Annotated in this window: 1 protein-coding gene; it reads right to left on the bottom strand. The window is 57.7% G+C overall.

The window, feature by feature from the left end:
* Window positions 1-324 (bottom strand): Ig-like domain-containing protein (locus tag KVG87_RS25795; protein ID WP_496198652.1); only part of this gene is annotated, 324 nt, incomplete at both ends.

Below are 324 nucleotides of genomic sequence, written 5' to 3'. Positions count from 1 at the left end.
CTGCGGCGGGATGGTGACTTTGAGGACAAACCAGTTTGGCGACTGGTGACCGTCGAGATATTGCTTGATGTGAACCTGACGCTCAAACGAGGGTCCCCAGACCGTTGAAGCCTTGGTAGACCACCGCCCGCCAGCAACCTCCACTGCTGGCGCTTCGAGATCCCCGCTATTGGGCCTGCGTGGATTCACCGTGGCGCCGTTGAAGCCTTTGCCGCTGAAGGTCGGTTGGTAGTCGTTGGTGAATTGCACATCACTGACATCGGGGAGGATATTTTTTACTTCGAAAGTCAGCGGCAGCGAGTCGATCCAGCCGCTGGCGTTGTC

The sequence above is a fragment of the Pseudomonas siliginis genome (assembly GCF_019145195.1).
Taxonomy (GTDB): Bacteria; Pseudomonadota; Gammaproteobacteria; order Pseudomonadales; family Pseudomonadaceae; genus Aquipseudomonas; species Aquipseudomonas siliginis.
Note: the sequence above shows the minus strand (reverse complement) of the source record. Positions and strands in the feature narration are given on the sequence as shown.